This window comes from Pontibacter sp. T17 (assembly GCF_057219875.1).
In genome coordinates, this window is record NZ_JBXVVW010000001.1 from 510,975 (window position 1) to 528,673 (window position 17,699).

19 protein-coding genes are annotated in these 17,699 nt (G+C 59.8%); 7 read left to right on the plus strand and 12 right to left on the minus strand.

The window, feature by feature from the left end; genetic code table 11:
• The first annotated feature begins 114 nt into the window (after window positions 1-114).
• Window positions 115-816, plus strand: a complete 702-nt coding sequence (locus AC2D8O_RS02375; protein WP_484677179.1) for a hypothetical protein — start codon at window positions 115-117, stop codon at window positions 814-816.
• Window positions 817-990: 174 nt separating this feature from the next.
• The gene (locus tag AC2D8O_RS02380; RefSeq protein ID WP_484677180.1) at window positions 991-1,287 is read left to right on the plus strand and encodes a hypothetical protein; all 297 of its coding nucleotides are present in this window, start codon (window positions 991-993) and stop codon (window positions 1,285-1,287) included.
• Between the two features lie 47 nt (window positions 1,288-1,334).
• Here the strand turns inward: AC2D8O_RS02380 and ygiD are convergent, their stop codons facing one another.
• A complete protein-coding gene (gene ygiD, locus AC2D8O_RS02385; RefSeq protein WP_484677181.1) occupies window positions 1,335-2,162 on the minus strand; it encodes a 4,5-DOPA-extradiol-dioxygenase in 828 nt (275 codons plus the stop codon).
• 71 nt (window positions 2,163-2,233) lie between these two features.
• The gene (locus tag AC2D8O_RS02390) at window positions 2,234-3,391 is read right to left on the minus strand and encodes an anhydro-N-acetylmuramic acid kinase (protein WP_484677182.1); all 1,158 of its coding nucleotides are present in this window, start codon (window positions 3,389-3,391) and stop codon (window positions 2,234-2,236) included.
• Window positions 3,392-3,592: 201 nt separating this feature from the next.
• On the opposite strand from AC2D8O_RS02390, the gene AC2D8O_RS02395 reads away from it, so the two are divergent.
• Entirely contained in the window at window positions 3,593-5,044 is a 1,452-nt protein-coding gene (locus AC2D8O_RS02395; RefSeq protein ID WP_484677183.1) for an IPT/TIG domain-containing protein, read from the plus strand.
• A gap of 122 nt (window positions 5,045-5,166) precedes the next feature.
• Here the strand turns inward: AC2D8O_RS02395 and AC2D8O_RS02400 are convergent, their stop codons facing one another.
• Window positions 5,167-6,753, minus strand: coding sequence for an NFACT RNA binding domain-containing protein (locus AC2D8O_RS02400; RefSeq protein ID WP_484677184.1), 1,587 nt, complete (start codon window positions 6,751-6,753; stop codon window positions 5,167-5,169).
• Between the two features lie 64 nt (window positions 6,754-6,817).
• On the opposite strand from AC2D8O_RS02400, the gene AC2D8O_RS02405 reads away from it, so the two are divergent.
• Window positions 6,818-7,177: an MmcQ/YjbR family DNA-binding protein gene (locus AC2D8O_RS02405; RefSeq protein ID WP_484677185.1), complete on the plus strand. Its 360-nt coding sequence runs from the start codon at window positions 6,818-6,820 to the stop codon at window positions 7,175-7,177.
• A gap of 4 nt (window positions 7,178-7,181) precedes the next feature.
• Here the strand turns inward: AC2D8O_RS02405 and AC2D8O_RS02410 are convergent, their stop codons facing one another.
• From AC2D8O_RS02410 to AC2D8O_RS02425, 4 genes are read right to left on the minus strand one after another with little or no spacing between them, the layout of a single operon-like run.
• Window positions 7,182-7,475, minus strand: coding sequence for a hypothetical protein (locus AC2D8O_RS02410; RefSeq protein WP_484677186.1), 294 nt, complete (start codon window positions 7,473-7,475; stop codon window positions 7,182-7,184).
• Between the two features lie 31 nt (window positions 7,476-7,506).
• Window positions 7,507-8,433, minus strand: coding sequence for a hypothetical protein (locus AC2D8O_RS02415; RefSeq protein ID WP_484677187.1), 927 nt, complete (start codon window positions 8,431-8,433; stop codon window positions 7,507-7,509).
• An 11-nt stretch (window positions 8,434-8,444) separates the two neighbouring features.
• Entirely contained in the window at window positions 8,445-8,936 is a 492-nt protein-coding gene (locus AC2D8O_RS02420; protein ID WP_484677188.1) for a PPC domain-containing DNA-binding protein, read from the minus strand.
• A complete protein-coding gene (locus AC2D8O_RS02425; protein WP_484677189.1) occupies window positions 8,933-10,024 on the minus strand; it encodes an AI-2E family transporter in 1,092 nt (363 codons plus the stop codon). Before AC2D8O_RS02425 ends, AC2D8O_RS02420 begins: the two co-directional genes overlap by 4 nt.
• A gap of 124 nt (window positions 10,025-10,148) precedes the next feature.
• Here AC2D8O_RS02425 and AC2D8O_RS02430 point away from each other — a divergent pair, with 124 nt between their 5' ends.
• Window positions 10,149-10,577 carry a hypothetical protein gene (locus tag AC2D8O_RS02430; protein ID WP_484677190.1) on the plus strand — a complete coding sequence of 143 codons (429 nt, stop codon included), beginning with the start codon at window positions 10,149-10,151 and terminating at the stop codon, window positions 10,575-10,577.
• Window positions 10,578-10,655: 78 nt separating this feature from the next.
• Here the strand turns inward: AC2D8O_RS02430 and AC2D8O_RS02435 are convergent, their stop codons facing one another.
• The 3 genes from AC2D8O_RS02435 to AC2D8O_RS02445 are packed head-to-tail and all read right to left on the minus strand — an operon-like array spanning window position 10,656 to window position 12,319.
• Window positions 10,656-10,910, minus strand: coding sequence for an AtpZ/AtpI family protein (locus AC2D8O_RS02435; protein ID WP_484677191.1), 255 nt, complete (start codon window positions 10,908-10,910; stop codon window positions 10,656-10,658).
• A 13-nt stretch (window positions 10,911-10,923) separates the two neighbouring features.
• Window positions 10,924-11,394: a bactofilin family protein gene (locus AC2D8O_RS02440; RefSeq protein ID WP_484677192.1), complete on the minus strand. Its 471-nt coding sequence runs from the start codon at window positions 11,392-11,394 to the stop codon at window positions 10,924-10,926.
• Window positions 11,395-11,449: 55 nt separating this feature from the next.
• Window positions 11,450-12,319: a M23 family metallopeptidase gene (locus AC2D8O_RS02445; RefSeq protein ID WP_484677193.1), complete on the minus strand. Its 870-nt coding sequence runs from the start codon at window positions 12,317-12,319 to the stop codon at window positions 11,450-11,452.
• A gap of 59 nt (window positions 12,320-12,378) precedes the next feature.
• Here AC2D8O_RS02445 and porW point away from each other — a divergent pair, with 59 nt between their 5' ends.
• Both porW and AC2D8O_RS02455 read left to right on the plus strand, forming a co-directional pair.
• A complete protein-coding gene (porW, locus tag AC2D8O_RS02450) occupies window positions 12,379-15,120 on the plus strand; it encodes a type IX secretion system periplasmic lipoprotein PorW/SprE (protein ID WP_484677194.1) in 2,742 nt (913 codons plus the stop codon).
• Window positions 15,121-15,181: 61 nt separating this feature from the next.
• On the plus strand, window positions 15,182-15,646 hold the full coding sequence (locus AC2D8O_RS02455; protein WP_484677195.1) for a DUF2059 domain-containing protein: 465 nt from the start codon (window positions 15,182-15,184) through the stop codon (window positions 15,644-15,646).
• 73 nt (window positions 15,647-15,719) lie between these two features.
• On the opposite strand, the gene AC2D8O_RS02460 is transcribed toward AC2D8O_RS02455, so the two are convergent.
• Complete coding sequence (locus AC2D8O_RS02460) at window positions 15,720-16,901, minus strand: PQQ-dependent sugar dehydrogenase (RefSeq protein ID WP_484677196.1); 1,182 nt, start codon at window positions 16,899-16,901, stop codon at window positions 15,720-15,722.
• Between the two features lie 68 nt (window positions 16,902-16,969).
• Window positions 16,970-17,545, minus strand: a complete 576-nt coding sequence (locus tag AC2D8O_RS02465) for a hypothetical protein (RefSeq protein ID WP_484677197.1) — start codon at window positions 17,543-17,545, stop codon at window positions 16,970-16,972.
• Between the last annotated feature and the right edge of the window lie 154 nt (window positions 17,546-17,699).

A 17,699-nucleotide genomic window follows, 5' to 3' on the forward strand; every position in this document is an offset into this window, starting at 1 on the left:
TGGCAGGGCAGCAGACAGCAGGTGAGTGCAATTCCAAAGTTATGCAAACGGGCGGTGGCGGGCGGCACGGATATTGTATCTTTCGCACGGTCATACCCATATTCTCCCCGAACCATGAAACAACTGCTGAAAAAAGCGCTGCTGCTGCTGGCCTGTGTGCCCGGCCTGGCGCTGGCCCAGGGCTTCCAGGGCACGTGTAGCTACGAAATCAAAGTGAATGCGCCGAACATGCCCGAGCAGTATGCGGCCATGATGGGCAGCATGATGCCGAGCAAGATGATGATCCGGGTCAAGGGCGAGAAGTCCATGACCGAGATGGTGGGAGGCATGATGGCAGGCCGCACCCTGAGCAATGGCTCAACCGGCGATTCGTGGATGCTGGACGACAGCCGTCGGGTAGCCTATCACCTGAAGTCGCAGGAAGAAACCGGTGGCACCACCACGGCCAAGTTCACAGTTACCAAACTGGCGGAAACGGCTACCATTGCAGGTTATTCGTGCCAGAAGTATAAGGTGGATGTGGTGGAAGATGGCAAGCCGGTTACGCTGTTCATCTGGGCTGCCCCTGAGCTGAAGGTGCCAGAAGAACTGATTGCACGCCGCGCCAAAGGCACTTACTTCTATCGCGACATCAACGGTATGCCGCTGAAGATAGAGATGTCGATGCCAAGCGATATGGGCCAGGTGACGATGGTGATGACGTGTCTGACCATACAGCCAGGCACTGTAGCCGACAGTGAAGTGACACTGCCCGCAGGTTATACGGTGAAGGAAGGCCCCAAGCCGATGGGCATGGGCGGCATGATGGGGCGCTGAGCCTCGAGTATAAAACTGACAAAAGCCCCTTCAACGAGGGGCTTTTTTATTGGTGTTCGGGGGCTTGGGGTCACCCGAGGACGAAGGAGCGCAGGGAGACGGAGGCCATCTTGAAGGTGTCGTTGAATTTGAAAGTTTGTTTGCTTTAGTATAGCTATATATGTAATTTTTCGAATGGAAACTTATACTACAACACTTCAGCGCTTGCTGGACATGTGCGCACTTGGTAAATTTTTAGATTTACTTGGCTTTGTTGAAGGTCTGAGGAATCGAGTGTTTGAGTTTGTTGTCACTGATGATACTGGGCAAGTAATTCGGAGGTTTACCAATGATAATTTTGATGAGCTCATTACGTGGTTAGATAGCATTTGTCCATTTACCAATGAAGCAAGGAAGCGTCAGGAACAACGTAGATTCGATCTGATAGAGAGGCTCAGGAATTCGGATGTCAAGAGACTTCTGACTGAGTAACCTTCAAAGGCCCCTTGCAAAAGGGGCTTTTTTGCGCAGCAGAGTGCTCAGCCCAGGACGAAGGAGCGCATGGAGACGGAGGCCATGTCGAACGTGTCGTTGAACCAGGTGAGGTGGTCGGTGGTGTGGCGGGTGCCGAGGATGTAGTAGAGCGGTAACAGGTGCTCGTAGGTGGGGTGTGCCTGCTGGGCCAGAGCGCCCCAGTGCTGGAAGGTGGTGGTGGCGCGGTCGTCGCCGGCTTCGATGAGGGCTTGCAGGCGGGCGTCGAACTCCAGCGCCCAGTCGAAGGGCGGGGCAGCAGGATTGGCCCAGTTGAGGGCGCGGAGGTTATGCACGAGGTTGCCACTGCCGACGATGAGCACACCCCGCTCGCGGAGGGCTGCCAGCTCTTTCCCGACTTCATAGTGCCACTCGACTGGTTTGGTGGCGTCTATGGATAGCTGGAGGACGGGGATGTTGGCGAGGGGATACATGGGTAGCAGGACCGACCAGGAGCCGTGGTCAAGGCCCCACTGGTGGTCCAGCTGGACGCCGGCACTGTGTAGGGTTTCCTGTGTGAGGGTGGCCAGTTCGGGCGAACCGGGCGCGGGGTACTGCTGCTCGAAAAGTTCGCGGGGGAAACCGCCAAAGTCGTGAATGGTGCGGGGATGCTCCATTGCGGTGACAAAGGTGCCGCGGGTGAGCCAGTGGGCCGAGACGACGATGATGGCGGAGGGGTGTGGCAGGGTGTTGCCAAGCTCCTGCCAGCGGAGCTTGAAGGGGTTGTCGGTGATGGCGTTGAGCGGACTGCCGTGGCCTACAAAGAGGGCGGGCATGCGCGGGCCGGGGGGTAGCGACTGGCGGAGTGCGCGGAGGGCTTGCAGGTCGGAGTTCATATGGCGTCGCCGTTATTTGTTATAACAACGAAATGCGAGATGCCTTTCGTGTGTGGCCGCTGCAATCGGTGTCAGAGGAGGGGCTGGCTGTAGCTTTCGGGCAGGTGAATGGCGCCGAGGGTGCCTGCGGAACGTGCGCCGGTGCCTTCGGCCAGAACGTTGGGCTGGCGCAGCAGGGCCATGAGGCCGAGGAAGGCGAAGTGGAGGGCTTCGGCGAAGTTGATGAGCTGGGTGTCGAGGGCTATGCGGGTGATGCCGCGCTCGGCGAGGCCTTTGTCCAGCTGGGCCATGAGCCAGGTGTTGTGTGCGCCGCCGCCGGTGACGAGCAGGGGCTGGTTACGGAGCTGGAAACGGTCGAGCTCGGCGAGGAGGCGCAGCACGATGTGGACGCCGTAGGTATGGGCTTTGTCGGCAAGGGGCAGAGGGGTGCGCTCGAGCAGAGGCAGGATGTGGCTGAGGGCGTACTCGCGGCCCAAGGACCGGGGGGGATGGTTGTGGTAGAAGTCGAGCCCTTCGAGGCGGGCCAACAGGGCAGGGTCAAGTTCGCCGCTGGCGGCCAGTTCGCCCTGGGGGTCGTAGGCCCACTGGGGGTTGTGCTGGGTGGCCAGGTGGTTGAGCACCATGTTGGCGGCGCAGACGTCGTAGGCCATGAACTGCCAGCCGGGCTTGGCCCAGGCATCGTACTGGTGGGCGGGGTCGAGGCCGGCGCGCTGGGCCAGTACGGTGAGGTTGGCGATGCCGCCGAGGTTGAGGAAGAGGCCGGTATCGGGGAAGAGGGCGTGCTGGCTGAAGGGCACGAGGGGTGCACCCTGTCCGCCGCGGGCGACGTCGCGGGGGCGGAAGTCGGAGACGAGGGGGCAGTGCAGATGGGTGACGAGGGTTTCGCCGCAGCCGATCTGTGCGGTGAAGTGGCGGGTGGGCTGGTGGAAGATGGTGTGGCCGTGGGAGGCGACGAAGTCGGGGCGGAGGCCGTTGGCGAGGGCGAACTGGCGGACGGCCATGCCGATGAGGTGGCCGAGGTCGGTGTGGGTTTTGGCGAAGTCTTCGGCGGAGGCGTGGGGGAGGGCGAGGAGACGGCTGCGCCAGTCGGGGCTGTAGGGGACAGTTTCGGCGGCGACGAGTTCGTAATGCCACTGGCCATCGACGTGGTGGAAGCGACAGGCGGCGAGGTCGATGCCGTCGTGTGAGGTGCCGGACATGACGCCGATGCCGAGGTAGTGGGTGCGCATGGGGTAAAGGTAAGGGGGCGGGAGATTGGGAAGGAGGCTTGCCGAAGTCTGAAGGGCTGAGGGCATCTTTCTGGGAATGGGTTTGGGCGCCAGGCTGGGGGTAGACTTACTCTTGCTGCGGCCTTTTTGTCTGTTTTCTATAAGCTTGGTGGAGCGCGAGTTGGGTATGCTTGTCGGGCGAACTCAACTGTGACTATACCCATGAGAAGCTACTTTTTTCTGGCGGGTTTTCTGGTGACGGCATTGCTGCTGGCAGGCTGTGATTCCGAGGATGGCGAAAAGCCACAACCCGAACAGCCCGCCCCTGTACTCACCACGGTAGCTCCGGCCTCTGGCGGGCCGGGCGTACTCATTACAATGACGGGTGAACATTTCGGCGCAGTGAAGGCCGATGTAGCCGTGACGGCCATACATGCAACCTCGGCTGTGGAAACTGCCCTGCCGGCCGACAGCATCAAAGAAGTGACAGCCACGCAGGTGAAGTTCCGTCTGCCACGTACGCTGGGGCCAGGCCAGTATGGCTTCAAGGTTGCGGTGAAGGGTAAGTCGGCCACGAAGGCCAGTGCCTATGAGCTGCTGGCCATGCCGACGGTTACCGCAACGGACTATGCTGTATACATTGCGGGCCAGACGGTGGTTATCACTGGTAGCAACTTTTCGGCCACAGCAGGGCTGAATACAGTGAAAATGGGAGATGTGGGACTGACTGTGCAAGCGGCCACTACAACACAACTGACTGTGACCATACCGGCAGGAACAGCTGTCGGCACCTACGCACTCAGTGTGCAGGTGAGTGGCGTTGTGAGTAATACCAATCAGACAATTGAGGTGGTGGCGGCCCCAGTCATTACTGAGGTGAACCGAACCAGACTGCCTGTAAAAGGACGGCTGACCATTACGGGGACGGGTTTTCTCAATCCGGTTGTGAAGTTTGGTACGGTAACGGCTGAGATACTAAGCAGCACCAGCACCAGCATTGAGTGCGTAGTACCTGCATCGTTGACAACGGGCCAGAGCTACACCCTCAGCGTAACCAGTACGCGACAGAATGCAACGGGCTCGCCATCTATCTGGATAGACGCTGCACCTGTGATAACAGCGCTGTCCAAGACGGAAGAATATATCGGTGAGGTGATTGAGATTACAGGTACCGACCTGTTCAATGGCATCAACAGTGCGGTAAAAGTATACATCGGGGGGCATGAATGCTCTGTCAGTAGCTACAGCAATACCAAGCTGACAGTTACGATACCGGATGTGGTGGTGGGCACAAACCAGGTGGTGGTTTCGGTTCAGGGTTCTGAGTCGAACAAGGTGAACCTGATTGCGGTAGGCTTCGTCCTTTCACTTTCTGCCAGCCGTGCCTCCGCAGGTACGGAGTTGACGCTGACAGGAAAAGGCTTTAATCCTGGTGCGGGCAAGACTCAAATCTATCTGGATATCTGCCGCAACGGTTCGTGCTCACCGATCGTCGAGGCCCCCATCGTTTCGGTAACCACTACAGAAGTGAAGTTTACGATTCCCGCGGGCCTCGTGACGGGAACAGAATACACGGTGTATGAAGTGACTGAACGTGCGGTTGCGTCAGAGGGTAGGGGGAATTTGGGATACCGTGGTGGATACACGGGTAATAGAAGGTTTGTGTTTGAGTAAGCCGTTCAGGTTCTGAATAAGATGAAACGCCTCCCATCAGGAGGCGTTTGCATTTGGTATCGATAGAAAACCAGGCAGATTGCCTGCCGCTCCAGGCTTGGTGTGTGGGCAGAGAGGGCTCCCTATTCTGGTTTGACCGGGGGCACAAGGAGGACGGTTTCACGCTCGAGGGTAACCTGGCCGGGGGCCATGCCCTTGCGCTTGCGGACGTACTTGCGCTGCACCACCGAGACAGGAGCGAGGGAGGCCGTTCGGTTTTTGCTGTGCCAGAGGGCGAGGCCAGCGGCGTATTCCTGCACGGCGGGTGGGGGCGTGAGGCCGGGGCGGGCACGGATGATGACGTGGCTGCCGGGGACGTCGCGGGCGTGGAGCCAGAGGTCGTCTTTTTTGGCGTGGCCGAAGGTCATGCGGTCGTTGGCGTCGGCGTTGCGGCCGAGCCAGATGGTCCAGCCCTGTAGGGTGAAGACGCGGTAGGGGAGCTCGCGGACGTCGTGCTGGGCGGCGGGATTGAGCAGGGGGGCTACCTGTGTGCGGAGCTGTGCGACTTCGGCTGGGCGGCGGCAGGCGTCGAGGCGCTGCTGGGCATCGAGGAGGGCGCGGAGGGCGTCTTCGGTTTCGGCCTGCTGGGCTGAGAGAACCTCCTGACGGCGCTGGTGGTCGCGGTGGAGGCGGTAGAGGCGCTCGGCGTTCTGCTGGGGGTTAAGGTCGGGCTCGAGGTCGATGACGAGAGGCTGGCCGTCGTGGTAGAAGTCGGCTACTTCCACTTCGGTGGCACCAGGCTGGATAAGGTGGAGGTTGGCGAGGACGAGGTGGCCGAGTTCTTCGGCGCTGCGCTGGCTGGCGAGGCGGGCCAGAGAGGTCTGGGCGCTGGTGAGCTGCCCCTGCCGGCGGTGGAGTGCGGGCAGGAGTTCGCGGCGAAAGGCCTCGCGGGCATCTGCGAGGGCAGAGCGGGAGAGGTGGCGGCGGAGCCAGAACTCGAGTGCAGCAAAGAGATCGTCGAAGGTGCGGGCATCTTCGGGCGGAGGCAGGAGGTGAAACTCGGCCCCGCGCTCGCCGAGTTCGCGGACATACCAGGGGGGCGTCTGGGCCTCGGTGGCGATGCGGATACCCACCTTCCAGGGCTCTTTACCTGCCGAGAGGAACTGGTTGGCATAGGTGAGGAGGGCGGTATCGAGCATGGGCCAGGCGCGACGCAGGGCCTTGAGGGGGTCGTTGTGGGCGGCGGCGAGGAAGGGCAGGAAGTCGGCCTCGGAAGCTGGGGGTGCCCACTGGGCGTGGAGGTTGGGGAGTGCCTCGGTGAGGGTATTTCGGAACTGATGGGTGAGTTTGCTTCCGTTTAGTACCAGCACATTGCTGCGAGGGCCGTGGAGCTTGAGGACGACGTGGGTGTCGCCTTCGAGTTCGATGGTGAGCAGGCGTTCGCCGGGTACGAGGAAGACGCGTGTGATGGTGCGGCCTTCGAGGTGAGGGAAGAGGTCGACGACGTTGTTGGCGGCGCGGCGAAAGTCGCGGACGGGGACGACATACTGGAGGTCGCCGCCGCAGGCGACTCGGAGGAAGAGGGCGCGGGCACCGTCGTGGCGGCCTTTGGCGAGCAGGACGAGCTCGTCGCGGGATTGGCTGAAGCAGCCGATCCAGCGGCCGCCGGCCCACTCGGCATGGAGGAGGGGGGCCAGGGCGGCGAGGGTGAAATAGTTGAGCTGCTGCACGGAGCAAAGATGGGGAAAGGCCGGTGCGCGCGGCAGGGCGTTGGTCATTTTCCTACCTTGAGGCATGGACCTGGAGACGCTGCGGGAAGCCTTTCTGGCGCTGCCGGACGTGACGGAAGACACGCCTTTTGGCGAGGACACGCTGGTGTTCCGCGTAGGGGGCAAAATATTCGGGCTGATGGGACTGGACGCGCCGCCGCCGCCGTCGGTGAACCTGAAGTGCGACCCTGCGCGGGCCGAGGAGCTGCGGGAGCGGTATGCGGCCGTGCAGCCGGGGTATCACATGAACAAAAAGCACTGGAACACCGTGACGGTGGACGGCAGTATGCCGGAGGCGCTGGTACGGGAGCTGATAGCGCACAGCTATGCGCTGGTGCGGGCCAGCCTGACGAAGAAGCAGAAGGCCGAGTGGGGCCTTCAGTAAATCCTTACTGCGTGAAGCGGAGGTTGTCGACGGCGATGCGCATGCGGAAGTGGGGCGAGAGGCTGTACTGGATGTCCCAGCATATGCCGGGTGTGTAGCGCCAGGCGGGGCCGTTGAGCGGCTGGATGCGCAGGGGAGAGTAGCTGGCCGTGGAAGAGGGGGGTGGAGGCAGCGGCAGTGTCAGCAGGTTGGCGGGGAGGACGGTGAGCCGGGGCACAGGCAGCAGTCGGGGTGCAGCTGTGTTCTGTGCCCGCAGGGACAGTGGCGAAAGCAGCAACAGACAGAACCACCAGCGCATAGAAGATATACGCGGGAGGGGAGCGGGGAGTTCACTTGAGCTGGTAGATGCAGCGAACACGCTCGTCTCCAAACATCACCTGGAACATACCGTAGTACTGATTGCCTGCTTTTCGCAACAGCATGCATGGATTTGCCAGTTCTTTGATGGGCACAAGGGTATGATTGCTAACCTGATATAGCAGCCCGGTGAAGGATGCAGGGGCTGCTTTTTTGATAATGCAGTAGACATAAAGGTTCTGGTCGGTGGGGTCTACGGTCAGTTCGAGACGGGCGATTGACGCAGGATTGGGGAGAGGAACCGATTTTCTGCCGCCCGCTTTGTCAAATGCAGTCAGTTCTCGGGTAGTGTGATTGTAGAAATAAAAGAGGTCTTTCCATTCCAACATAACATAACTCAGGCCGTCGTATTCAGTGGCGCTTTCTATAATCGTTTTGCCGTTCAGTGTAATGCTGTGCCCCTTCTTTTTTCGAGTGATCTTTACTTCGAATATTGAATTTTTGCTGATAATTCTTCTATCTGATGTTTTTCCTTCCATCGTGTAATCAATGAATTGAATATTATTGTTTTTAATTGTGAGCCGTAAAAAACCTTTTCCGAAATCTTTAGGGAATACATGTGATTTGTAAAACCACTCTGGTTGGTAAATAAGCGTGTCTCCAAGCAGGAAAAGACTTTGCTCCAGTACTTTAAACATGCTTGGCACGGCGCACCTGTCCAGTTCGGTGTTGGAAGAATCCAGGAGAACCAGCGTTTCGGTTCCTTTTTGGGATACGAGTGCGACCTTCAGTTGCTGATTTACAACGAGAAAATCGTTGACAGGATATGAAGCGTAGACAGGTATCCAGCCTTCAATGTTCAATTGTTCTGTGCCAGTGTAGTACTCTACTTTTTCCTGTGCATTGGCAGTAGCAAACGTGAAAAGGAGGAGAAACAGGATGCGGATGGATTTATGCATGTGCCAGCGGTTTATTCGGATTTCTTCCTTGGTGTGATGAAGAGTTCGCGGTAGCCGAAAGTGGGGTCGGGCTGGCGGGTGAAGTGGAGGGCGGGGAGCTCGACGAGGACGATTTCGGCGGTGGTGTAGATGCGGGAACCGTCGAGGAGATGGCCGCCGAGTGTGCGGCCTGTGCTGTCGGAAATGGAGAGGTGCAGGTGGCTGCCGTCGAGGGCCAGTGTGCCGACGAGCGAGACGATTTCGAAGTGGCCGGAGAGTAGTGTGCCCTGCTCCTGATTGGCGTAGCGGAGGTGGGCGGTGGTGAGACTGCCCACGCAGCTGACGATGGCAGCGGCCTGCAACCGGTGCTGCTGGGCGTATTGCAGAAGGGCCTGGCGGAGGTCCTGTCCGGGGGTGAGGCGCAGGGCGTGGAAGGTGCCGGTGGAGGTGTGGGGCGCGACAGGAGACTGGGCCATGAGCGTGTGCAGGGGAAAGAGGAAGCAGAGCGCGAGGAGGGTTTTCATTGCTTGGGAGCGGGGGGAGTGGGGGCGGGAGGATGTTCGTCGGCCTCGCCGAGGAGCCAGGCCCAGGGCTCGGTGGCGGGAAAGTGGTTGAGGGCGATGCGCACCATGCCGATGAGGGGGACGAACAGCACCATTCCGGCCAGCCCCCAGACCAGACCGCCCAGCAGTAGTGCGACGAGGGTGGAGAGTGGATTGAGGTTGACACTGCGGCCTACGACGAATGGCATGATGAAATTGTTGTCGAGTGTCTGGATAGCAATGGCGACGCCGAGGGCGCCAATAGGGTACCAGAGGGAGTCGTTGAGGAGGAGGGCCACCAGAATAGGGATGACGCTACCGATAAAGACTCCGACATAAGGGATGATATTGAGTAGCGCGGCCATGAGCGCCAGCAGCAGGGCGTAGGGTAGCCCCAGCAGGGAGTACCCGATGGTGCCCAGCATGGTGAGGATGAGAATGTCGACGGTGAGGCCGCCCAGGTAGCGAGCTGTAACATGTGAGATCTCCTGCAGGATGGAGAGGGCACTTGTCTGCTGCCCAGGATGGAGCAGTCGGCGGAGGAACGCCTGAAAGCGTGGCGCATAACAGGCCAAAAAAAACGCCAGTACGCCGACGATACCGGTACTGGCGATGAAGCTGCCAGCGGCGCCCAATATGTCGACGGCGAAGCCAGCCAGTTGGGTGGCGGCAGCGCGGGTTTTTTCGAATAGAAGGCGCTGCTGGACCTCGGGGCTCAGGCCGAAATAATGATGAATGAACTGCTGCAGCTGGGTCAGACGCGCACTGAGCTGATGGCCCAGTTGTGGGGCGCTATCGACAAAGGCGGCAAGTTGGCTGGCCACCAGCGCAAGGAGTGTGCCCAGTACCAGAAAGACCAGCAGGAGGCTGAGCACAATGGCCAGGGCCCGTGGTATCCTGCGGGCGGTGAGCCAATGCACCGGTGGCAGCAGGAGAAACGACAGCATCAGCCCCAGCAGGAGAGGTACCAGCAGCGGCTGCCCCCAGATGAGCATGAGGAAGAGCAACACCAGTGTGCCGAGGGAGTAAAAGACGCGCTGTAGGGGATGAAGCGATGGGCCTACCGACATGATGGGAGGGGTAGAAAGTGGGAAATTGAGATTTTTTGTGTCTAACGTGACGTGGATAACAGCTAAATGCTTGCTGCTCACAGCAATTCTTCCCAACTTTTGGCACGCTAACATACCAACGCCCATGAAAAAGGACCGGAAACAGAACGTAGTGGCCCTGCTGCAGAAGGAAATCGCAGCAATGGAAGCCGAAGAAATGGAGCTGAAACGTCAGCTGCAAACGATACAGGCGGCACTGAAAGACGTGAAGCAGGCGGTGCTGTCGCTACAGAGCAGCACGGTGCACATTCCGCTGTCGGCGAAGGTGTTTGACGCGATACAGGAAATGGGGCGTTTTGTGTCGGCGGCCGAAATATCGGAACTGCTGGTAAAGAAGGAAGAATACCTGGATCTGCGGAGCATCAAACGGGACGTGAATTCGGCCTTGAACCGGATGAAGAAGAAGAGCGCGATTGCGGTGATTGACACGGAGCGAATCCAGTTCTTTGGTCTGGCAGACTGGCTTGACAGCAAAGGGAAGCCTCAGGCAGCCCACGCCTTCCAGATGAGCTGAGCGGGATGCGGTCTTCGCAAAAAGTAAAAAAGCCCCATGCGTGGGGCTTTTTCTATTTACCAGAAGCGAATGCCGCTGTCACTTTTTGAGAAACTGGCGCACCAGAAACCCCATGCCAAGCGCCGAGCCGAGAAGTGCCCCTGCGATGAGACCCCAGGGGGTTTGGGCACCAAGGCGGCGGTCGAGGTACCAGCCAGCGAGGGTGAGCAGAAGAATGTAGCCGAGAAACTGGAAGCCCATGGCGGAGTAGCGTATCCAGGCGGAGTAAGCGCTGCGGGCCTTGCTGGCCTGTTCTCCAGGCGGTGTGGGGCTGGGAGATTCCGGCTCGTTCATGGCTGGGGGAGAATCAGGAAGTGGCGGGGGTTTCCTGGGCGGGGTTGTTCAGGATCACGGGCTTGATATTGGCGATGGTGGGCTGGGGGTTGCGCTTCATGAGGTCGGCGGCGTCGGGGCCCATTTTCATCATGCCAGTGAAAAGGCCACCGGGTTGAATGGCGATTTTGACGGTGACAATGTCGCCATAGACCTTGCCGGTTTCGGCGAGCTGGAGCATTTCGCGAACGATGACGGTGCCGTGCACGGTGCCGGCCACGGTAGCGTTGAGGGCGTCGATATTGCCTTCGACGGTGCCCTGTGCGCCTACCACCACGCGGGATTTGCAGCTGAGGGTGCCGATGATTTTGCCTTCTACGCGGATATCGCCTTCGCTGTATACGTTGCCATCGATGACGGCGCCAGGGGCGATGATGCTGAGGGTGTTTTCGGCAGGCCCGCGGCGGTCGTCCTGGGCGGAAGGCTTTTTGCTGTTGTTAAACATGTGACAGAGAACGTCTTGGTAGTATGATTCGGGCCGAAGGTACGAAGGAAGGGGCTTACGGATTGTCGCGGACGGGGAGATAGGCGAGCGGATCGACGGGCATGCCTTCGAGCCAAAGCTCGAAGTGGAGGTGCGCACCCGTGGTGTGAGAGCCGCTGTTGCCGACGGCGGCAACGACTTCACCAGCCTGGACGAAACTGCCGAGGGACTTGAAGAGGCGGCTGTTGTGTTTGTAAAAAGAGACCATGCCGCCACGGTGCTGGATGCCGATGACATGGCCGGTAGCGTCGGTGTATTCGGAAAGGATGACGAAGCCGTCGGCGATGGCGCGAACCGGTGTACCCTGTGCAGCGGCAAGGTCGATGGCGAAGTGCTGGTTACCGAGTTCGTAACGGCCAGAGATCATGGCATTGTCGACGGGCCAGAGGAGCGGCAGTACCAGTTGTGGAAGCTGTGAGTAGGTAGAAGTGCGGGGGGCGGCAACGGCCGGAGTGGGCGTTTCGGCCGGGGTATTGATCGTGGCGGGTGTGTTCTGCTGGGAACGCTGTGCACTGACACGCGCTGCACGGTCGGCGAGGGCAGAGGAGTCGGCAGGGACGTAGCCGGATACGCGCTGGAGACTGCGGATGAAACTGTCTTGTCGTGCGGCGAGGTCTTCGAGCTGGTTGACTTTCTGGAGTAGCTCTACCTGTTTGCGCTTCTGCTCAGGGTCGGTGTAGCCGGGAATCCACTCGCGGACGGGGGTAAAGACGATGAGCAGGGTGGTGACGACAAAGACAAAGCCGAGCGCACCGAGAATGACGGCCAAGGCATGACCCAACTTGAAGCGGAGGTGCCAAGACTGCCGGAAGGTGACCTCGTCCATGAGGACGAAGGAGTAGAGATGGGATAGGAGCAGACGCAGGCGCTGCAGAAGCTGTCGCATGGTTACAAGTTAGCTGGTTGCGGGCAAAAGGCTGTATCTTGGTGCAAGCGCCGATGGAGATGCGGGATACAACAGAGAAGGGCCAACAGCGGCTCAAAGGTAGGGCTTTTGCCGCGGTGCTCTGGCTGGGCATGGTGTGCATGGCAGTGGTAGTGACGGGCTGTGGCAGCAGCAAGAAGACGCTGCTTGCGCGGACGTATCAGAACTTTCATGCGTTTTTCAATGGCTACTACAACGCCAACCGCCTTTACAGGGAGAACACCCGCGGGGCAGACGTTGGCTATGCGCCACCCGCCGATGGCTTTCTGCCGCTGGTAGATGGGAAGCCGGAGGGTGACCCGGCACTGGCCGCCGAGGCAGAGCGCGACCCCAAAGCGCTGGACAAAGTGATAGAGAAATGTGAATACATGATCTATCGGCGGAAGAACAGCGACTGGGTAGACGACGCGCGCCTGCTGATTGGCAAAGCGCTGTACCTGAAGGGCGAGTATGCGCGAGCGCAGCAGAACTTCGAGTATATCCCGGCGGCGTTTCCAAAATCGGAACTGGTGCCAGTGGCGCTGCTGTGGCAGGCGAAGGTGCAGTATCAGCAGGGGGATCTGGCGCGGGCACGGACACTACTGGACCAATCGCTGAAGCTGCCAGCGTCTGACCGTCTGGCGCGGGCCGAGTCGGCCATGCTGCTGGCCAACCTGCTGGTGGCCGAAGGGCAATACAGCCAGGCGACCAAAGTGCTGGATGACAACCTGAAGGTGATCAGAGGCAAGAAGGACCGGACGCGGGTGCACTATCTGCTGGGGCAGCTGTATGACCACCAGAAGCTGTACTACAAAGCGGTGGAGCACTTCCGTAAGGTGATATCGCTGGACTACTCGGATGCGCTGGTGTTCCGGGCCGAGATGGCACTGCTGGGTATCAAGCTGAAGGCGCCAGGCAGTATCAAAGGACTGAAGGGGAATGTGGAAGAGAAGCTGCGGTCAATGGCGGAATCGGAGCGGTATGCGCCCTTTGCCGACCATATTCTGTATGAGCTGGGGTTGGCGTATGTGCGGACCAAGCGCCTGACGCAGGCGGAGCGTGCCTTCAAAGACGCGACACAGAAGGGCCAGCCGCGGTCTTTGCACCGGACGCTGGCCTACTACCAACTGGGGCTGATGGCCTATGGGGAGAAGAAACAGCTGCGCGTGGCAAGCACCTATTTCGACAGTGCTGCCGTAGGGGCCAAACCGGAGTACAAGGACTATCGGGACATACAGGCCAAGGCGCAGGCACTGCGGGCTTTTGCAGTGTACTCGGATGCCGCCACCCGGCTGGACAGTCTGTTGGTGCTTGCCCAGCTGCCCGAGCGTGAGCAGGATGCCCGTATCAACGAGGCACTGGAGCAGGAAGACGAAGCCGCCGCCGCCGCCGAGGCGCTGAAAGCTGCGGAAGAGGAGCGCCAGCGGCAGGCTGCTCTGCTGGCTGCCAACCGTCAGCGCGGGAGCAGTAACGGCCCGAACGTGGGGACTTTCTATTTTGACCAGCCCGAGCTGGTGGCGCAGGGCAAAACCGCCTTTCAGAAGACATGGGGTACGCGACCGAACGCCGACAACTGGCGCTGGCGTTCGCTGATGAGCCAAGGGCCAGGTGCTGCTGTGGCCGGGGGCGCGACCGCCACTGCCGAGGCGCCTGCACAGGGGGGGCAAAGCAGGAGCGAGCGCAAGCAGCGCAAGCGCCTGGAGATACCGACCACTGCCGAAGCGCGGAACAAAGCCGAGGCCGACTGGGTGGATGCGATGCTGGGGCTGGCAGAGGTATACTGTGACCGGCTGAACCTGCCCGTAAAGGCAGAAGAAACCCTGCGGCAACTGCTGGCGCGCCACAGTACGGGCCTATATGCGCAGAAAGGGCACTATGCGCTGTATCGGCTGCTGAAGACGAGCAACCCGCCGCTGGCACAAAGCGAGCGTGAGCTGATACTGCGGGAGTATCCGGCGAGCGATTTTGCGCGGCTGATTCGCAATGAAGGCAAGCCAGCCAACGAGCGCGTGGAGGCCAACGACTTTGAGACGGGTTATGACGCAATGTTCAGCCTGTACAACCGCGGGGAGTATGGGACCATGCGGACGCTGGCGCAGTATCTACAGGAGAACTTTCCGGTGCATCCAGATATGCCGAAGCTGGTGTATCTGAAGGCAATGAGCTGGGGCCAGCAGGGCAACCGCGACAGCCTGCGGGCCGGGCTGGAGTTTCTGGCACGGACGTACCCATCGGCCCCCATCACAGCGATCGGGAATAAGACCCTGCGGTTGCTGGCGGGGCTGCCCTATGATGAAACCAGCACAGGCACCACGGCAGCGGGTACACCTGTGCAGCGCCCCTCCCGGCCTGCCGGCATACCTGCCGAAGCTGGCAACATCGACTACAACTACACCCAGCCGTTTGTGCGCGACCGCAAGCCAGGCGAGGGGGTAGTAGTGCTGCTGTTCTTTGACCAGAAGGCAGGTGCGCCAACGGTGCTGACGCGCAGCGTAACACAGTTCAACGCGGCTTCGTTTGCCGGGAAAAAGCTGGAAACCAATGTATACAGCCTGCCCGAACGACATTTGGTGTACGTGACCCAGTTTACCGACTGGAAAGAAGCGAAGGCTTATCTGGAGGCAGTAGGCAAGTCGGCGTTCCTTTCGAGAATGCTGCCGAAGCCTGAAGACCAGATGGTGATGATTTCGCCGACGAATTTCCGGATTGCGTTCACCGGGCGGCGCTTTGAGGAGTATCTGCGGTTCTACAAGACAAATGTTGCGGCCTGGCTGAGCAACTGAGGATTTTCGGTACGGCTATTGTGCAGGTTCAGCAGTGGACGACCAACTTTTTTTACAAGAAATGAAACGACTGATTTTCGTGTGCCTTGCGCTGCTGCTGAGTGGTGTGGTACAGGCACAGCAAGAAAACCCCAAGGCCAAGACAGAAGTCCTGAGCCCTGAGAAACAGAAGCTGGTGCAGGAGCTGTTTGTAGTGAGCGGCCTGAAGGCCCAGATGGAGGAAGGTCTGGCCATGCAACTGGACATCATGCGGCAGAACCCAAATGTGCCCCCGCGTTTCCTGGACCTGTTCGGCAAACGGCTGGATCTGAACGAGCTGATGAACCGTATGGTGCCGAGCTATGCCTCGTTCTTCACGGAAGAAGAGCTTAAGGCGCTGATTACCTTTCACAACAGCCCCGTGGGGAAGAAAATGGTGAGCATCAACGAGGAGCTGATGAATGCCGTGAAGAAGGTGGGTGAGGACTATGGCCGCGAGATCGGGGAAGCGGTGGCTGCCGAAATGCAGGCCAGCGGCGACAACTGATAACGCAGCGTTACCAAGCACAGAAACGGCCACCTGAAGGGGTGGCCGTCTGCATTTATGGGTGGGGCTGGAATCAGCTGGCGGCGTAGGTGATACGGTAGATGACCCCAGCGGCATCGTCGGAGAGGAGCATGGAGCCGTCGGGCAGGAAAAGGATGTCGACAGGGCGACCCCAGGCGCCACGGCCCTGCAGCCAGCCTTCGGCGAAGATCTCCTTGCCGAGCGACTTGCCTTCGGGGCTGATGCGCACTACGGATACACGGTAGCCGATGGGAGTGGAGCGGTTCCAGCTGCCGTGCTCGGCTACAAAGACGCAGTCTTTGTATTTGGCGGGGAACATGCTGCCGGTGGTGAATTTGAGGCCGAGTGGTGCCACATGCGGGCCCATTTTCTCGACGGGGGGCACGTAATTTTTGGGGGACTTGCCTTTGCCGAACTCGGGGTCGGGGATGTCGCCCTGGTGGATGTAGGGGTAGCCGAAATCCATGCCGGGTTTGGGGGCGTGGTTGAGCTCGCAGGCGGGAAGGTTGTCGCCCATCATGTCGCGGCCGTTGTCGGTGAACCACATTTCGTTGGTGTTGGGATGCCAGGTAAAGCCGACGGTGTTGCGCACGCCGTGGGCGAAGATCTCCTGACCGGATCCATCGGGATTCATGCGGGTGATGGAGGCGTAGATGGGCTTACTGGCGCGGTTGTCGCAGATGTTGCAGGGTGCGCCGACGGGCACATAGAGTTTGCCATCGGGGCCGAAGGCGATGTACTTCCAGCCGTGGTGGGTGTCGGAGGGGAATTTGTCGGAGACTAAAACGGGCTTTGGCGGGTTTGCGAGGCGGTTCTCGATGTCGTCGAGGCGCCAGACCTTGTTGACCTCAGCGACGTACAGGGCGCCATCGCGGAAGGCAACGCCATTGGGCATGTTGAGGTTGCGGAGGATGACGAAGGTGCGATCAGCCTTTCCGTCGTTGTCGCTGTCGACCACAGCGTAGACCGAGCCTTCAGAGCGGGTGCCGACGAAGAGCGTTCCCTTGCTGCCACGGGCCATGCTTCGGGCATTGGGCACATTATCGGCCCAGACGGAGATGCGGAAGCCGGGTGGCAGCTTGAGTTTTTCGAGTTCGAGACGGCCAGCACGGGCAGGCTCATCGGCGCTGACAGTCTGGGTGGGAGTATCGGAAGCGGGTTTGTCGCCGCCGGAAGCGCAAGCCGCTGCCAGCAGGAGGAGAGGCAGGAGGCCTGTACGAAGAGAATGGCGCATGTGGAAAGGGATAGGGTTACCCCAAAATACGGCTGAGGTAAAAAGCTGCCAAACGCAGGCAGGGAGAATCAGTTGGCGGGTGGGCGAGGATGTGCGGTGAGGTCGGCCCACTGGAGGAGAAAAGGCTTCAGGAGCTGCTCGGCACGGCGATATCGGCGGACGGGATAGGTGGCCCGGAGTTTTACAAAATGATTGTTAACAGCGGCGAGATAGAGGACGCTGATGTAGTCGACGCCAGCGAGGCGGAGGCGGAAGTTGGCCATTTTGGTGCGGAGGAGCACCTGTTCCTGGCCGAGGCCCAAGGCGAAGGTAGAATCGCGCTCGAGGAGGATGGATGTGCCGCTGTAGAGGCCCTGCTGGGGTAGCTGTACAATCTGCTGAACGCAGCGGCGGTAGTGCTCGCGGAAGAGGCTTGCGCCGGGATACTCCGGGATACGGTCGAGATTGAGGTCGTAGACGAAGACCTCGACGCTGAGATAACCGCGGAGCTCGTATCGGACGGAGATGCCGAGGCCCTGTTCCTGCTGGTCGAAGTTATTGAACCCTGAGCAGGGGATGCCTGCGAGAGTCTGCGGAAAAGTGATGCCGGAAGGAGCGTGGAGGTAGGGTTTGGAAGGCAACTGCGCCTGGGCGTGTGCAGCCATCGTGAGGCATAACACTGCTGCGCCTGCGGTGCGTTGCAGCCATCCAGTCTGTCTGTTTTTTATCACCCCCACAGGAAACAAAATTGCACAGGAAAAGGGAGAAAACCTGCTGGGGGAGGGAATAAAATGCAGGCTGTAACTATCAGTTTAACTG

What these genes read in the sequence shown, in the direction of transcription:
- AC2D8O_RS02395 (WP_484677183.1), top strand. Translation starts at nt 3,593, where the DNA reads ATGAGAAGCTACTTTTTTCTGGCGGGTTTTCTGGTGACGGCATTGCTG.
- AC2D8O_RS02425 (WP_484677189.1), bottom strand. Translation starts at nt 10,024, where the DNA reads ATGTCGGTAGGCCCATCGCTTCATCCCCTACAGCGCGTCTTTTACTCC.
- AC2D8O_RS02415 (WP_484677187.1), bottom strand. Translation starts at nt 8,433, where the DNA reads ATGCATAAATCCATCCGCATCCTGTTTCTCCTCCTTTTCACGTTTGCT.
- AC2D8O_RS02380 (WP_484677180.1), top strand. Translation starts at nt 991, where the DNA reads ATGGAAACTTATACTACAACACTTCAGCGCTTGCTGGACATGTGCGCA.
- AC2D8O_RS02465 (WP_484677197.1), bottom strand. Translation starts at nt 17,545, where the DNA reads ATGGCTGCACACGCCCAGGCGCAGTTGCCTTCCAAACCCTACCTCCAC.
- AC2D8O_RS02420 (WP_484677188.1), bottom strand. Translation starts at nt 8,936, where the DNA reads ATGAAAACCCTCCTCGCGCTCTGCTTCCTCTTTCCCCTGCACACGCTC.
- ygiD (WP_484677181.1), bottom strand. Translation starts at nt 2,162, where the DNA reads ATGAACTCCGACCTGCAAGCCCTCCGCGCACTCCGCCAGTCGCTACCC.
- AC2D8O_RS02410 (WP_484677186.1), bottom strand. Translation starts at nt 7,475, where the DNA reads ATGCGCTGGTGGTTCTGTCTGTTGCTGCTTTCGCCACTGTCCCTGCGG.
- AC2D8O_RS02430 (WP_484677190.1), top strand. Translation starts at nt 10,149, where the DNA reads ATGAAAAAGGACCGGAAACAGAACGTAGTGGCCCTGCTGCAGAAGGAA.
- AC2D8O_RS02455 (WP_484677195.1), top strand. Translation starts at nt 15,182, where the DNA reads ATGAAACGACTGATTTTCGTGTGCCTTGCGCTGCTGCTGAGTGGTGTG.
- AC2D8O_RS02440 (WP_484677192.1), bottom strand. Translation starts at nt 11,394, where the DNA reads ATGTTTAACAACAGCAAAAAGCCTTCCGCCCAGGACGACCGCCGCGGG.
- porW (WP_484677194.1), top strand. Translation starts at nt 12,379, where the DNA reads ATGCGGGATACAACAGAGAAGGGCCAACAGCGGCTCAAAGGTAGGGCT.
- AC2D8O_RS02405 (WP_484677185.1), top strand. Translation starts at nt 6,818, where the DNA reads ATGGACCTGGAGACGCTGCGGGAAGCCTTTCTGGCGCTGCCGGACGTG.
- AC2D8O_RS02445 (WP_484677193.1), bottom strand. Translation starts at nt 12,319, where the DNA reads ATGCGACAGCTTCTGCAGCGCCTGCGTCTGCTCCTATCCCATCTCTAC.
- AC2D8O_RS02435 (WP_484677191.1), bottom strand. Translation starts at nt 10,910, where the DNA reads ATGAACGAGCCGGAATCTCCCAGCCCCACACCGCCTGGAGAACAGGCC.
- AC2D8O_RS02375 (WP_484677179.1), top strand. Translation starts at nt 115, where the DNA reads ATGAAACAACTGCTGAAAAAAGCGCTGCTGCTGCTGGCCTGTGTGCCC.
- AC2D8O_RS02390 (WP_484677182.1), bottom strand. Translation starts at nt 3,391, where the DNA reads ATGCGCACCCACTACCTCGGCATCGGCGTCATGTCCGGCACCTCACAC.
- AC2D8O_RS02460 (WP_484677196.1), bottom strand. Translation starts at nt 16,901, where the DNA reads ATGCGCCATTCTCTTCGTACAGGCCTCCTGCCTCTCCTCCTGCTGGCA.